Here is a 14,688-nt window from a genome sequence, read left to right on the forward strand (position 1 = left end):
AGCCCGTTGCCAGCCAACGGGCTTTGACTTTACAATCCAGTTCAGGATTTTAAATATTTCCCTTCGGGAAGCATAGAGGGCAACACATGCATTTGGGCAAACGTTTAGCAGCAATTGTTTTAACTTGTGGTCTGAGTGCAGGCTTGGCCGGCTGTGGTTTTCATCTGAAAGGAACCAATCCGAGCTCCGCTCCTATTGCCTACTCTGTCATGAGCCTGTCTTTACCACCCGATACGGATGAGCTGCAAGAAAAACTGGCAGTTTACCTGGGGGCTGCAGGCATACAATTGAGTAATGCACCAAATGCATATGTGCTTCGTGTACTCGATTACACGCCGCGCCGTTTAGAATTGAACGGTAAACTGGTCGAAACCTTGTTACGTTTAAATGTGACATTCCAGATTGAAGATGCACAAGGCAATCCGATCACTGAACCACGGACTGTGGTAGCCACACGTTCTTATCAATATGACATTGAAACAGTGAACACTGATGACCAGGAACAAAAGTTTCTGGATCATGTGATTATTGATGATGTGGCGCAGCAGATCGCGCGTCAGATTTCATCGAACCGCTTACCATTAGTCAAACAAAATACCTCAGTGCAACCTGCCCAATAAGACCGCCTTATGAAACTTGATTATCTGCAAGCCTTAAAACGTGTTGATGAAGCTCGCGGTGCCTGGGTATTGCATGGTCAAGAGCCTTTGCTGGAACAGAATTTAATTGACGCCTTTCGCAGCAGCTGGCAAAAGCAGGATATTGAGCGTCAGCGCTATGACATTAGTTCGGTCGCTGACTGGAAAACTGTCTTTAATGCCCTGAACAGTCTGTCGCTGTTTTCAACCCAACTGGCGATTGAAGTACATGGCAATATCAAACCGGATGCCAGTGCGATCAAGCTACTGAAAAGCTATTTGCAGCATAATGAACAAAACCTGCTGTTGGTGGTGATGCCCAAACAGGACAGTAATAGCCTGAAATCCAGTTTCTTTCAGCTGATTGATGCCAATGGTGTGAATGTCTCGCTGGTAGCAAATTACCCCAAAGACCGTCAGCAGATTCTGAGCGTTGAAGCGGGAAAACTTGGGATTAAACTGGCTAATGATGCCTGGCAATGGCTGGAACAACATCATGAACACAACTTGCTGGCAGCTAAAAACAGCCTGATGCGGGTCAGCGACACCTTTGCTGACATCGATGTGATTCAGGTTGATCATTTATATGCATGCTTACAGGATCAGTCACGCTATAGCACCTATGATTTAAGTGATGCCCTGCTGCAAGGTAACCTTTCCCAGTCCATTAAGATTTTTCAGTATCTGGTTGCTTCAGGCGAGCCAATGAGCCTGATTTTATGGAGTCTCAGCAAGGAAATGCGTCTGCTGATGCAGCTGTTTGAACAGCCGCAGAATGCCTTGCAACTGGGGATCTGGAAAACCAAAGTCGGGCTGTATCAGCAAGCTTTACGCCGTCTCAGCCCACAACGCTTTTTGACCTGGCCACAGCTGTTAATCCGTATTGATGCAGCCATTAAAGGGATGTCCAAAGAGAACCCTGAACATCTCATCTTACAGGCCATTGCTGAAATGTGCGGTCAAAGCTTGTTTTTAACACCGAGCGCTTAACTAAAGAAACGTGCAAACCAGCCTTTGCCCTTTTTGGTTTCCTGGGCACGTAGACAACTCAACATATTATCGCGCACTGCATCGACATAATCCTGGTCATCATGTTGAATATGATTAATCAGCCATTTGGACAATAAACGATATAAATCGTTTTCGATGGATTCTCCCTTCTCGAATTTTAGGCGATAATCATTTAATCGTTTCACAAATAATTCATGTATACCGCGATGCGAAGGTAGATATTGATAGCTGACTTGTTCCAGCAGGTTTTCTTCAAAGCTGAAATGTGACACTGGGTATAATCAATTAAATCATTCAGAATTTCTTTGATTCGATCACGCTGACCGGTGCTTCGGATCTCTTCTAAGGCATTAATATAATCTAAAATTTGACGGTGCTGATTATCAATTACGTCAATCCCAATATTATAACTTTCATTCCATTCCACTTCTAAACCTCATCAATTCTGATTTAAATTTGTATTATTTCTGCACAATAAAAGTGCGTTTTCTTCTTAAGTGATATAACCATTATTTTCATATTGAATTAGATCTTACAAGTTTTATTTACTTAAATCCATATATAAAACATGGGTTTTTTAAATTTTTTTTCTAGTTAATTTTCAATCGGTTTTCGTTACCACGAATGGAAAAATGAGAATTCAGCCAAAAATACCCTAAGAACAAATATCACATAACAAATCCAATATATTTTTTTGGTTTGATGTCTTTATTGATTCACAATAAATTTTATCTTTGCAGCGCTTTTATTTGAAAAATACTATTGGAGATAGTTATCATTTTATTCAATAGCCACATGATTAATCTTTTAAGCGATATCGGTGTTATCTTTAGAAAATCAAAACCCTGTCTTCAATATGAGAGACATCTATTCATTGATCATCTTAAAATGGTCTGTAGGGGCTATATTTTTTAAACTTCAGTCAATAGAAAATAATTCTCATTATAAATTAAAAAAATTCACGATTTATCCCAGTTTCGCTTTTATAATCAAACCCTATCTTTGATCCGAATTCGTATTCAATATGCCAAAAATAAAACCGACGAAATTAATTATGGCAGCCGTGATTGCCATTGTGTTAGTCGCTGCAGGGTGGTATTTCCTCAAACCCAAAGAACAGCCTCCGCAATATATTACCACTGAGGTGACTGTGGGAGACATTGAAAGCTCAGTACTGGCAACCGGAATTTTAGAAGCCACCAAAATGGTCAGTGTCGGAGCGCAGGTTTCTGGTCAGGTCAAAAAAATGTATGTGCAATTGGGAGATCAGGTCAAGCAAGGCCAGCTGATTGCCCAAATTGATTCTGTCCGCCAGGAAAACGAGTTAAAAACAGCAGAAGCCAGCATTAAAAATCAGATGGCCCAACTGGCAGTCAGACAGGCCAATCTGGCCAAAGTTGAAGCTGAGTACAAGCGTCAGCAAGCCATGTATGCACAAGATGCGACTTCACGTTCTGAATTAGAATCTGCATTGGCAAGCTATAAAACTGCCCAGGCTGATATCACAGCTATTAATGCACAGATTGAACAGTCACGTTTGACCCTGGCGACTGCCAAAGAAGACCTCGGCTATACCCAGATTGTGGCACCGATGGATGGCACTATTGTGGCGATTGTGACCGAAGAAGGTCAAACAGTGAACGCCAACCAGAGTGCACCGACTATAGTCAAACTGGCCCAACTCGACACCATGACCATTAAAGCTGAAATTTCTGAAGCAGATGTAATGAAAGTCCACAAAGGCCAAACTGTTTATTTCACGACTTTAGGCAATAACGATAAAAAGATTTACGCCAAACTGCGTCAGGTCGAGCCTGCACCAAATTCGATTAATACCGATTCAAATGCCTCTGGTTCATCTTCAAGTTCTGCGGTGTATTACAACGCTTTATTTGACGTACCGAATGAAGATGGCAAATTGCGTATTGATATGACTGCGCAAGTTTATATCATACTGGATGAAGCTAAAAATGTGCTGACCATTCCAGCCGCTGCGATTCAAAGCTCAAATCGTCCGGCACGTGCCAATCGTGGTGAAGGTTCTCGCGGTGAAGGCGGTCCGGCATCACGTCCTGAAGCTGAATCGGCTCAAGGCAACCGTCCTGCCGATGAGCGCCCAGCGCGCCTAAACCTGTCTGAAGCGGAACGTGCGCTGATTGAACAAGGTAAAGCACAGCGTGCCATGGTTCGTGTCTTGCAAGCCGACGGCACTGCAAAACCAACCCCGGTACTGATCGGTTTGAATAACCGTGCGACTGCACAAGTGATCAAAGGCTTGAAACGTGGTGAGCAGGTAGTGATTGCCGATGGCTCTGATACCTCCAATGATGCAGCAAAACGTGGTGGCAATAGCCGTGGCCCAATGAGAATGTAAGCATGAATTCACAACAGCAACCTCTCCTCGAGGTGAAAAATCTGGTCCGTGAATTCCCTGCGGGTGAAGGCACTGTCCAGATTTTAAAAGGGGTCAATCTGGAGATTTATCCAGGTGAACTGGTGGCGATTGTCGGCCAGTCCGGTTCGGGTAAATCGACCCTGATGAATATTTTGGGTTGTCTGGATAAACCGACCACTGGCAGCTATAAGGTCAAAGGCCGTGAAACCCGAGAACTGGAAGCTGATGAACTGGCACAATTACGCCGTGAATATTTTGGCTTTATTTTCCAGCGTTATCACCTGCTCGGGGACTTAAGCGCAGCCGGCAATGTCGAAGTTCCCGCAATTTATGCCGGTGAGGATTCATCGGAACGGCGTGAGCGTGCGGTCAAGATTCTGACCGATTTAGGTCTGGGTGAAAAAACCCAGAACCGTCCGAGTCAACTGTCAGGCGGGCAGCAGCAACGTGTCTCGATTGCCCGTGCGCTGATGAATGGTGGTGACGTGATTCTGGCCGATGAACCGACAGGGGCTTTGGACAAGAACAGCGGTATTGAGGTGATGCGTATTTTGCGTGAACTGAATGCCAAGGGTCATACCATCATTCTGGTCACGCATGACCATAATGTGGCAAAAAACGCGACACGAATCATTGAGATTTCGGACGGAAATATCATTTCCGATCAGCCAAATGTTCCTGAAGTCGAAGACGAGCTGGAAAAACAGCCGCTGATCCGTAATGAAAAAAAGAAGATTTCTTCATGGCGTTCCGCGGTTGACCGTTTGGGTGAAGCCTTCCGTATGGCCTTGCTGGCCATGAATGCGCACCGGATGCGAACTTTCCTGACCATGCTCGGGATTATTATCGGTATTGCTTCGGTCGTCTCGGTCGTCGCACTGGGCAATGGTTCACAAAAGCAGATCCTGGAAAATATCAGCAGTCTGGGGACCAATACCATTACCGTATTTCAGGGCCGGGGCTTTGGAGATAATTCCCGCTCCTCACAAGCCAAAACCCTGATTCCAGCCGATGCCGATGCGCTGGCCGAACAGCCGTATGTTGATGGTGTCAGTCCGTCGGTGAATAGCAGTGTCACGGGCCGTTATAAAGAAATTGAAGCCTCAACCACGATAAATGGCGTCAGTGAAGATTTCTTCTATGTGCGTGGTATGACCTTTCAGTCTGGTCAGCCCTTTGACCGCACTAGCGTCATGCAACAGGCACAGGACGTGGTGATTGATACCAACACCAAAAACACGTTCTTTAAGGATGGCACCAATCCGGTGGGTCAGGTGATTTTACTGGGTAGCGTGCCGAGCCGGATTATTGGGGTGATCGACGCGCAAAAAGGCATGATGGGCAATAATGACAGCCTGAATGTCTACCTGCCCTATTCCACCGTGATGAGCCGTATGCTGGGGCAATCCAATGTTCGAAGCATCATCGTGCGAATTAAGGATGAATACCCAAGTGCAGCAGCTGAAAATGCAATTCTGAACCTGCTGGTACAGCGCCATGGTGCGCAGGATGTGTTTACCCAGAATGCCGACAGTATCCGTGAAACCATCCAGCAGACTACAGCGACCATGACCCTTTTGATTTCAGCGATTGCCGTGATTTCACTGGTCGTTGGCGGGATCGGGGTGATGAATATCATGCTGGTGTCAGTGACTGAACGTACTCAGGAAATTGGGGTACGTATGGCGGTGGGTGCACGTCAAAGTGACATTTTGCAGCAGTTCCTGATCGAAGCGGTGCTGGTGTGTATTTTAGGCGGTATTTTGGGTGTACTGCTCTCGCTCGGGATCGGCCAGCTGATTACCCATTTTGCCGGCGATACATTCCAGATGGCCTATTCTACGACCTCTATTGTGGCTGCATTCGTCTGTTCCAGTCTGATTGGGATTGTGTTTGGCTTTATCCCGGCACGTAATGCCGCTCGTCTGAATCCAGTCGATGCACTTTCTCGCGAATAAGGAATCTGAGATGCAAATGAATTTAACCAAGCTTGCCAGTGCCTTGTTGCTGGGAAGCTCATTGGCCGGTTGTGCCGCCGTGGTAAAAACCCCCTATGAGTCACCTGCTCTTCAGGTGCCTAACAATTTTCAAAATAACCAGGCTTTAAGCCGGCAGATCCATGCCGACGTCCTGACAGATCAGTGGTGGACTTTATTTAGAGATCCACAATTGAATAATCTGGTGAATGAAGTTCTGGCAGCCAATAGTGACTTGGCTGTAGCCGGCATTAATTTACAGCAGGCCCGGATTCAGGCCAGACAAACGCAGAGCCAGCAAGGGGTGCGTATTGGCGATGCCGGACTGACAACACGTAGAAGTTTTGATTTAGAGGATGGTGGTAGTTCATCTGGTTTTGGGATTAATTATCCAGGTTTAAGCTATGAGCTGGATCTGTTTGGCAAACTGGCCAATCAGACCGAAGCCGCTCGCTGGGAAGCCTTAGCCTCTGAAGAAGACTTGCAGGCAACTGCACAAAGCCTGATCGGCACCACGGCGCAACTCTATTGGCAGCTGGCTTATTTGAATGAGCGTTATAGTGTGGTGCAACAGAACCTGGCGACTGCACAGCGTACTTACGATCTGGTGAATGTTCAATATCGTGCCGGTGCAGTATCTGGCCTCGATCTGACTCAGGCCGAACAGGCAATTCAAAGCCAGCAGACCACTTTAAGCCAGATTGCACAGCAACGGGTAGAAACGCGTACAGCACTTGCGGTGCTGCTGAATATGCCAGTACAGCAACTCTCGATTCAGGAACCACAACGTTTACCCAATATTGCCTTGCCTGCGATTGAAGCCGGCTTGCCTGCAAGCCTGCTGTCTCGCCGTCCTGACCTGAGAGCAACCGAACTGCGTTTACGCAAGGCCTTGGCCAACAAGGATGCCAACAAAGCCAGTTATTATCCGTCTATCAGCCTGACCGGCAGTTTAAGTACCGGTGTGGGCAGCAGTACGTCATTGTCTGATGCACTTAAAAATCCGGTTGCAGCCTTAGGTGCCGGACTGAGCTTGCCATTCCTGCAATGGAATGACATGAAGCGTGATTTACAGGTCAATGAACTGGAATATGAGAAAGCGATTATCCAGTATCGCCAGACCATGTATGAGGCTTTTGCCGATGTAGAAACCGCCCTGTCGAACCGTACCGAGCTGACCAAACAGGTCGCATTACAGCAACGTAATGTCGAACTAGCTGAACGTACAGAGCGTCTGACTGAAGTGCGTTATCGTAATGGTGCTATAGCTTTGAAAAACCTGCTGGATGCACAGGAAACTACACGGAATGCCCGGTTGTCTTTGGTGCAAACCCGACAAAACCAATACAATGCCTATGTGACTTTAATGCAGGCACTGGGCGGGAGTCCCCTCCGGGAATTGCCTTGAATCCAGCTAGACTCATAAAAAACCGCTGTTGAACAGCGGTTTTTTTAGTTCGTGTGATTCGAGGAAAATTATTGCATTTGCAAATAAGCATTCACATTTTTCAATAATTCATTTGATCGCTCATGCCCAAGCAAACTGCCTTTTTCCAGCCAGTCTCGCGCGATCCCAATATCCCGTTCCACCCCAATGCCTTTGGTATATAAACGACCAAGATGACTATAAGCATCCGCATTCACCTGCGCGGCCGCCTGCTGATAATACTGCACGGCTTGCTCCATACGGGCTTCAACACCTTGACCCTGTTCATAGGCTTCACCCAAAGCATTCAGTGCCACACTATTCTGCTGAACGGCTGCCTTTTGCAGATAGCTCAAGCCTAAGGCAATATCCTGTGCGATCTGCTGACCTTTAAGATACTTCAAGCCCAACTCCGCCTGTGCCTGGGCATGCCCCAATTGTGCAGCCTGATGCAGATAGCGGTTTGCCAGCTCTGCATTGTTCACAAAGACAGGATAAACACCTGACAGGGTTTGATAAAGAAACCAGGCAGCTTCTTTCGACCCTTTAGCGACAGCCTGATTCAGATACTGAATGGCTTTGTCGCGTGTCGGTAATGGATATTCAGCCAGACTACAAAAACGTCCAACTACATAAATTAAATCTGCCTCAGACTGGGCATTGATCTGCCAATATTGCTGTGCCACGCGCTGAATCATCTGGGTAGCTTTGGCAGTGTCTTTCACTGTACCGACACCATTTAAATAACACAGTGCCAGACCCATCTGGGCATAAAAATAGTCAGGACTGAGCTGGTGGGCAGCCTGATATAACTCAAATGCCTTTTGTGGTTCATTGGCTACTAGGTGCTGTTCAAAATACAGTGCAGCAATCATGCATAGTGCAGGTATATGCTGGCTATTGGCTGCTTCTGACCAGTAACGAAATGCCATGGTTTCATTTTTTTCGACATACCAGCCATGAAAATATGCCAGCCCGATTAAAGTCTTGGCATGCGCATCGGCCTGTGCTTTGGACTGCTGTAACAAATGCTGAAACACACGCTGTCGTTGATCGGTATCTATACGACCTTGCAGTACCCCGGCATAATAATCATAAAGACCTTTCTGGTCGCCGAGACGGATACAGCGCTTAATAAATTGCAGCGACTGAATCTGGTCATGGGGCAGAATCAGTCCACGCGCATAATAGTCGGCAATCTGCTGATTGGCAGCCAAATGGTCTTGCTGTGCAGCCAGAAACAGATAATGAATCCCTTGCACTAAATCTTTGGACGCTGAATCTGCCAGATAATACTGGGCCAGCTGATACTGCGAATTGGCATGTCCCTGCCCGGCATTTTGAATCAGCAATGCCAAGCGCTGTTGTTCAGCCGTCATATCTGTTTGATGACTATCTTTATTATCTTCACTAGAAGAAAGCTCGGTAATACGGTACTGCGCATCCAGATTGCCGCGTGCTATGGCATGGCGGTACCAGTACAGTGCTTTTTCCTGATCAGCAGACTGATAGCGATGATCATCATGAATCTGCCCCAAATGATAGGCTGCTTCATCGCTGCCCAGACGAAAGGCCGTGTCCAGATAACTGATGGCTTTTTCAGTACTTTGTTCATGTCCAAGACCTTGCAGATGCATCAGGCCCAGACCCACATAAGCCTGTGGAATTTCCTGTTGCTGGGCAAGACCCTGATAAATCTGATAGGCACGTTCATAATTCGGATGCTCCGGATCCGAACTCAATCGTGCTGCATGTTTGAGCTGCGCATCAATCTGCTCAATCCATAAATCATGCTGCACGGCTTTGGCCTGATCACGTTTCACCGGATCCGGACGTTTCCACATCCAGATACCTAAAGCCCCTATCCCCAAAACCAATACCAGCAAAAACCACATAGCTGCTCCAAAACATTATTTTTGTTCTGTGAATGAATCCGTTCATTCTAAACGCCACTTGAAAAAAAGCACAGATACTGTGCTTTTATTTTTCAAATCAGGCTTTTGCTCTTTTACTATCCAGCTTTTTCAGCCCTTCTGCCACGGCAACCATGGCAAAACTGGAGGTCACCACCACAGCCGAACCATACCCCCCACAGCGCAAACCGGCACTGGCACAGACATCGGCGCTTGAGAACGGATTATCAATTGAATAGACACAGGTTATGCCGAATTTTTCTTTAGGCTTTTTACAGATGCCTTTGCCGCGTAACTGAGCACGCAATTTGGCCAGCATCGGGTCCTGTTCGGTTTTAGATAAATCTGCAACACGAATTTTTAGCGGATCCAGTTTACCCCCTGCCCCGCCAGATACAATTAAAGGAATCTTGTTAAAGCGACAATGTAGCATCAGGGCAAATTTGGCTTTCACATCATCGATGCAATCTAAAATCAGATCCGGTGTCTGAGCTAAAATTTCTTTGATATTCTCAGGCGTCAGGTAATCATCAATCAGATTAATTTTAATCCGCGGATTAATTGCACGGCACCGCTCGGCCATAACTTCAATTTTTTCGTGACCTAAGGTCGTGCTCATGGCAGGCAATTGACGGTTAATATTCGATGCCGCGACAACATCCATATCGACCAAGGTCAGCTCGCCAATTCCGCTACGCGCCAGAGCTTCTACTGCCCATGAACCTACGCCCCCAATGCCAATCACCATCACATGACTTTTTTCATAATGGCTAAAGCTGTCTTCTCCATAAATTTTGGCAACACCCGCGAAGCGGCGCTCATATTCATCGTCTTGAAGCAGATCAGTCATAAGTCATCAATAGCAGTTAAATCACGGTTTATTTTAGCAAAGTCAGCATTGTTTTACTGCTTCTAAAATTTCGATACAAAATCCATCAGGAAAATCAGAAAGATAAATTCAGGAACACTTTATAATTGAATAAAATTTATACATATAATTTTAAATATAGGAGTCAAACCCTGTGCTCATCAATGCTCTTTTGACTCTCAATTTCATACTGATCGCGTTACATTTATATTTCTACAGTAGCCAAAAACAGAAAAACTATGGGTTGAGTATTTTTATTCGTTTGCTGACTTTAGGCTTGTTTGGCTTTGTGATTCTGGATCGCTATGAAACCCAGACCCATTTGATTTTGGTGCTTGTATCATGGGCTATATTTGAAATCATAGAAGGCCGCTATAAAAAGAAAAAAACATCAGCACCATAAAAAGAGGCTTACGCCTCTTTTCCATCTATCGGAATTAGTCTTTATTCATGATAAAGAAATATTGACGATAATATTTCAGTTCGGCAATTGAATCACGAATGTCATCCATCGCCAGATGCGAGGCATTTTTCTTGAGTCCACTCATGATTTCTGGACGCCAGCGTTTTGCCAATTCTTTGACTGAAGACACATCCAGATTACGGTAGTGGAAATATTGTTCCAGTTCAGGCATCAGGCGGTGCAAGAAGCGGCGATCCTGACAGATCGAGTTGCCACACATTGGGGAGGATTTTGGATTGACCCATTTTTTCAGGAATTCAATGGTTTGCTGTTCTGCATCCTGAGCCGTCAATTTACTACGACGCACACGTTCAACCAGACCTGACTGGCCATGTTGACGGGTGTTCCACTCATCCATTGCATTTAAAAGACGTGCAGGCTGATGCACCGCAAGCACAGGACCTTCAGCCAGAATATTCAAATTGTCATCGGTTACAATCGTCGCAATTTCAATAATTTGGTCATTGTCTGTGTCTAGACCTGTCATTTCAAGGTCAATCCAAATCAGGCGGGTATCAGCGGTACTGCTCATAAATGTGCAATCTTATTGGGTTTAAAAAAAACTATAGTAGCAAATTAATTACATCTTGGGTGTCATTCTAGGGCTGCTTCATGCTATTTTTGCCATCTGATTTACCCGTTTTTTTTAGGATATGAATGGCCTTAATACGTAAGCGTCGTCTGACAGAGCAACAACAGCGCCGCATTCAGAAACAACAGAAAACACGTCAAGAAGATCTCGATACCTCCAGTGATCTGGAAGGTTTAGTGGTGCAACACTACGGCCGCCAACTTGAAGTGCAGGCTTTGTCTACTCCTGACATTCATCCTGAAAAACCGGTGGTACAAGATGGCGAACCTGAACCTTTCTGGAAAGAAATCGAGTTAGGCAGTGTCTGGCGCTGTCATACCCGAACCAATCTGGATTTACTGGTCACCGGTGACCGGGTGAAATGGCAAGCCGATCCGAATACCGGTTTGGGAATTATCACGGCGATTCATCCTCGCAAATCGTTACTGACCCGTCCTGACCGCTATCACAAGGTCAAACCAGTCGCAGCCAATATTTCACTGATTGTGATTGTATTTGCGCCGCTGCCTGATCCTGCACCCGGTCTGATCGATCGCTATCTGGTGGCCTGTGCCGATGCTGATATTCCTGCACTGCTGGTGATGAATAAAGCCGATTTGCTCAAAGAAAATGATCCTCTGGTGAAGCTGCTACAAGAATATCAAGACCTGGGCTATGAAGTGATGCAGACCCAATCTGATGGTGATCTGACTGCATTATCTAATCGTCTTGCAAATGAAACCGTGGCCTTTGTCGGTCAATCGGGTGTGGGTAAAAGCACCTTGATTAATGCAATCGTGCCGGATGCAGCGCAGAAAACCAATATTATTTCGGAAAACTCAGCACTGGGTCAGCACACCACTACATCTACACGCTTGATCAGTTTTGGTGAAGGCGCTGCCCTGATCGATTCGCCGGGAATTCGTGAGTTCGGCTTGTGGCATCTGAATTCAGATAAGGTACAAATCGGTTTTCCTGAAATTGAAAACCTGCTTGGACATTGTCAGTTCCGTAACTGTACCCATAAACATGAAAAACAATGTGCTTTGCGCCAGGCCGCCGCGGCAGGTGAAATTTTACCGCGTCGACTGGACAGCTATTTACGTTTAATCGACGAAATCACTGAAGCACAGCAAAAAAATTAATTTTCTTAACCCCTGGCCCTTGAAGCGGTGATTTTGATCACCATATTTATGAGCTATACTCTTGGCAATTTTAAAATTGTAATTAGGTGAATTGTGGAACGTTGGTTCGAGTTTATGGGGAATCACCCCTTCTTATTTGGAACACTCGCGGTATTAGTGGTTTTGTTCTTCATTGTCGAAGGTCAACGTAACGGTCGCAAAATTTCTCCGCAATCGCTGGGGATTTTAGTCAAAGCAAAAAATGCCATGCTGATTGACTTACGTGATGCAAAAGACTTCCGTGAGGGTCATATCAGTGGCAGCCGTAATATTCCATATAGCCAGATTACAAAGCATGTTGAAGAGCTGAAAGCATCTGATCGCCCTCTGGTGTTCATTTGTAACCTTGGACAGGTGGCTGGTACTGCGCTACAGCAAGTAGGTCATGCCGATGCCTACCGTCTTGATGGCGGCATCAGCAACTGGAAAGCTCAAGGTTTACCTTTGGTGAAAAGCAAATAATCCACGAACAGGAGATTGATCATGGCTGAAGTTACTATTTATTCGACGACTGTGTGTCCTTATTGCGTGCGTGCAAAACAGCTGCTTGAACGTAAAGGTGTGGCATATAAAGAGATTAACCTGTCGCAAGAAGCACCTGAAGTACGTCTTGAATTGATGCAGCGTACCAATCACCGTACCGTGCCACAAATTTTCATCAATGATCAGTTCATCGGTGGTTTTGACCAGCTTTATGCTTTAGAGCGTGAAGGCAAACTTGATGAATTGCTGGCTTAACTTTTACTAAAATTATCACTTCATATTAAGGATCAAAAAATGAGTGAAGAACAACAAGCTCAACCACAATTGGCATTAGAGCGTATTTATACCAAAGATATTTCTTTTGAAGTTCCTGGGGCGCAAGTTTTTACCAAACAATGGCAGCCTGAGTTAAACATCAATCTTTCTTCTTCTGCAGAAAAAATTGATGAGACCCATTTTGAAGTGGCTTTGAAAGTCGTGGTTCAAGCGAACAACGAAGGTGATACCGCGTTTATCGTAGACGTAACTCAAGCCGGTATTTTCCTGATTGATGGCGTAGAAGAAGAGCGTCTTCCGTATATTCTTGGTGCTTACTGCCCGAACATCCTGTTCCCATTCCTGCGTGAAGCAGTCAATGACATGGTTACTAAAGGCAGCTTCCCACAGTTACTGCTGACACCAATCAACTTCGATGCTGAATTTGAAGCCAACATGCAACGTGCCCAAGCCGCTGCTGTGGATGGTCAAGCTTAATCGCTGCCCTTCAAATCTAAAAAAGACCGCTTAAGCGGTCTTTTTTATTATCTTGAGTAACCTCCCCCTTAATCAAAGGGAGAAAGAGGGGGGATTTTAATCATTCCCTCACCCTGGCCCTCTCCCAGCAGGAGAGGGAAAATGAAAAGCCTCTCATCCCTGCCGTCTCCTAAGGGAGAGAACAGGCTTTTATTCCGCATCTGCCATTAAATCAGCGCTCATACCCACCGTATTAAAACCGGCATCGACATACAGGATTTCACCGGTAATTCCGTTGGCCCATGGCGAGCACAGGAATAATGCAGCATTCCCTACATCTTCAATAGTTACATTACGTTTTAATGGGGCAACTTTTTCATTTAAGTCGAGCATTTTACGGAATGATTTAATGCCTGAAGCTGCCAGGGTACGGATTGGACCCGCAGAGATGGCATTCACACGGATACCTTCCGGACCCAGACTAGATGCCAAATAGCGTACGCCAGCTTCTAAAGAGGCTTTGGCCATACCCATGACATTATAGTTCGGCATTACACGCTCAGAACCCTGATAAGTCAGCGTTAGCAAGCAGCCTTGACGGACTTGCAGCAACGGTTTTGCCGCACGTGCCATTGCGATAAAGCTATAGGCACTAATGTCATGCGCAATATTAAAACCTTCACGATCCGTGATCTCGGTAAAATCACCATCCAGCGTATGTGCCGGTGCAAAACCAATAGAGTGCACCACGCCATCCAGACCATCCCAGTGTTTGGCCAGTTCAGCAAATGCATTGTCAATTTCAGCATCTACTGCCACATCACAAGGAAAAACCAGTTTAGAACCAAACTGTTCAGCAAAGTCATCTACCCGCTTTTTCAGCTTTTCATTTGGATAAGTAAAAGCCAATTCAGCACCTTCACGATGCAATGCCTGAGCAATACCAAAAGCAATCGATAATTTACTCGCAATGCCCGCGATCAAGAAGCGCTTACCCGCCAAAAGTCCTTGTGCCATGTGAATCTCAC

The 14,688-nt window shown here is 45.7% G+C and carries 14 protein-coding genes and 1 pseudogene; 10 read left to right on the forward strand and 5 right to left on the reverse strand.

The window, feature by feature from the left end; genetic code table 11:
* The first annotated feature begins 86 nt into the window (after positions 1 to 86).
* Together lptE and holA are read left to right on the forward strand one after the other, a co-directional pair.
* Positions 87 to 620, forward strand: a complete 534-nt coding sequence (gene lptE, locus KUG37_RS07370; protein ID WP_216935077.1) for an LPS assembly lipoprotein LptE — start codon at positions 87 to 89, stop codon at positions 618 to 620.
* A 9-nt stretch (positions 621 to 629) separates the two neighbouring features.
* The gene (holA, locus tag KUG37_RS07375) at positions 630 to 1,628 is read left to right on the forward strand and encodes a DNA polymerase III subunit delta (RefSeq protein WP_216935078.1); all 999 of its coding nucleotides are present in this window, start codon (positions 630 to 632) and stop codon (positions 1,626 to 1,628) included.
* On the opposite strand, the pseudogene KUG37_RS07380 reads toward holA, so the two are convergent.
* Positions 1,625 to 2,076: pseudogene (locus tag KUG37_RS07380) on the reverse strand (bacteriohemerythrin). The gene holA and the pseudogene KUG37_RS07380 overlap by 4 nt on opposite strands.
* 597 nt (positions 2,077 to 2,673) lie before the next feature.
* On the opposite strand from KUG37_RS07380, the gene KUG37_RS07385 reads away from it, so the two are divergent.
* The 3 genes from KUG37_RS07385 to KUG37_RS07395 are packed head-to-tail and all read left to right on the forward strand — an operon-like array spanning position 2,674 to position 7,428.
* Positions 2,674 to 4,023 (forward strand): MacA family efflux pump subunit, encoded by a 1,350-nt coding sequence (locus KUG37_RS07385; protein WP_216935079.1) that lies wholly within the window; start codon positions 2,674 to 2,676, stop codon positions 4,021 to 4,023.
* A 2-nt stretch (positions 4,024 to 4,025) separates the two neighbouring features.
* On the forward strand, positions 4,026 to 6,002 hold the full coding sequence (locus KUG37_RS07390) for a MacB family efflux pump subunit (RefSeq protein ID WP_216935080.1): 1,977 nt from the start codon (positions 4,026 to 4,028) through the stop codon (positions 6,000 to 6,002).
* A 10-nt stretch (positions 6,003 to 6,012) separates the two neighbouring features.
* Positions 6,013 to 7,428: an efflux transporter outer membrane subunit gene (locus tag KUG37_RS07395; RefSeq protein WP_216935081.1), complete on the forward strand. Its 1,416-nt coding sequence runs from the start codon at positions 6,013 to 6,015 to the stop codon at positions 7,426 to 7,428.
* Between the two features lie 68 nt (positions 7,429 to 7,496).
* Here KUG37_RS07395 and KUG37_RS07400 read toward each other — a convergent pair whose 3' ends face one another.
* Both KUG37_RS07400 and KUG37_RS07405 read right to left on the reverse strand, forming a co-directional pair.
* The gene (locus KUG37_RS07400; RefSeq protein ID WP_216935082.1) at positions 7,497 to 9,341 is read right to left on the reverse strand and encodes a tetratricopeptide repeat protein; all 1,845 of its coding nucleotides are present in this window, start codon (positions 9,339 to 9,341) and stop codon (positions 7,497 to 7,499) included.
* 97 nt (positions 9,342 to 9,438) lie between these two features.
* Entirely contained in the window at positions 9,439 to 10,209 is a 771-nt protein-coding gene (locus KUG37_RS07405) for a ThiF family adenylyltransferase (protein WP_216935084.1), read from the reverse strand.
* A gap of 172 nt (positions 10,210 to 10,381) precedes the next feature.
* Here KUG37_RS07405 and KUG37_RS07410 point away from each other — a divergent pair, with 172 nt between their 5' ends.
* Positions 10,382 to 10,630, forward strand: a complete 249-nt coding sequence (locus KUG37_RS07410) for a hypothetical protein (protein WP_216935085.1) — start codon at positions 10,382 to 10,384, stop codon at positions 10,628 to 10,630.
* Between the two features lie 34 nt (positions 10,631 to 10,664).
* Here the strand turns inward: KUG37_RS07410 and orn are convergent, their stop codons facing one another.
* Entirely contained in the window at positions 10,665 to 11,222 is a 558-nt protein-coding gene (gene orn, locus KUG37_RS07415; RefSeq protein WP_216935086.1) for an oligoribonuclease, read from the reverse strand.
* Between the two features lie 125 nt (positions 11,223 to 11,347).
* On the opposite strand from orn, the gene rsgA reads away from it, so the two are divergent.
* The 4 genes from rsgA (at position 11,348) to secB (ending at position 13,681) form a co-directional block, all read left to right on the forward strand.
* Complete coding sequence (gene rsgA, locus KUG37_RS07420) at positions 11,348 to 12,406, forward strand: ribosome small subunit-dependent GTPase A (protein ID WP_216935087.1); 1,059 nt, start codon at positions 11,348 to 11,350, stop codon at positions 12,404 to 12,406.
* 93 nt (positions 12,407 to 12,499) lie between these two features.
* On the forward strand, positions 12,500 to 12,907 hold the full coding sequence (locus KUG37_RS07425; RefSeq protein WP_064094799.1) for a rhodanese-like domain-containing protein: 408 nt from the start codon (positions 12,500 to 12,502) through the stop codon (positions 12,905 to 12,907).
* Positions 12,908 to 12,925: 18 nt separating this feature from the next.
* Positions 12,926 to 13,183 (forward strand): glutaredoxin 3, encoded by a 258-nt coding sequence (gene grxC, locus KUG37_RS07430; protein ID WP_171054285.1) that lies wholly within the window; start codon positions 12,926 to 12,928, stop codon positions 13,181 to 13,183.
* A 39-nt stretch (positions 13,184 to 13,222) separates the two neighbouring features.
* Positions 13,223 to 13,681, forward strand: a complete 459-nt coding sequence (gene secB, locus KUG37_RS07435; RefSeq protein WP_216935088.1) for a protein-export chaperone SecB — start codon at positions 13,223 to 13,225, stop codon at positions 13,679 to 13,681.
* Between the two features lie 189 nt (positions 13,682 to 13,870).
* Here secB and KUG37_RS07440 read toward each other — a convergent pair whose 3' ends face one another.
* Positions 13,871 to 14,677 (reverse strand): enoyl-ACP reductase, encoded by an 807-nt coding sequence (locus KUG37_RS07440; protein ID WP_216935089.1) that lies wholly within the window; start codon positions 14,675 to 14,677, stop codon positions 13,871 to 13,873.
* Between the last annotated feature and the right edge of the window lie 11 nt (positions 14,678 to 14,688).

Source organism: Acinetobacter sp. BY419, assembly GCF_019038395.1.
Lineage (GTDB): Bacteria > Pseudomonadota > Gammaproteobacteria > Pseudomonadales > Moraxellaceae > Acinetobacter.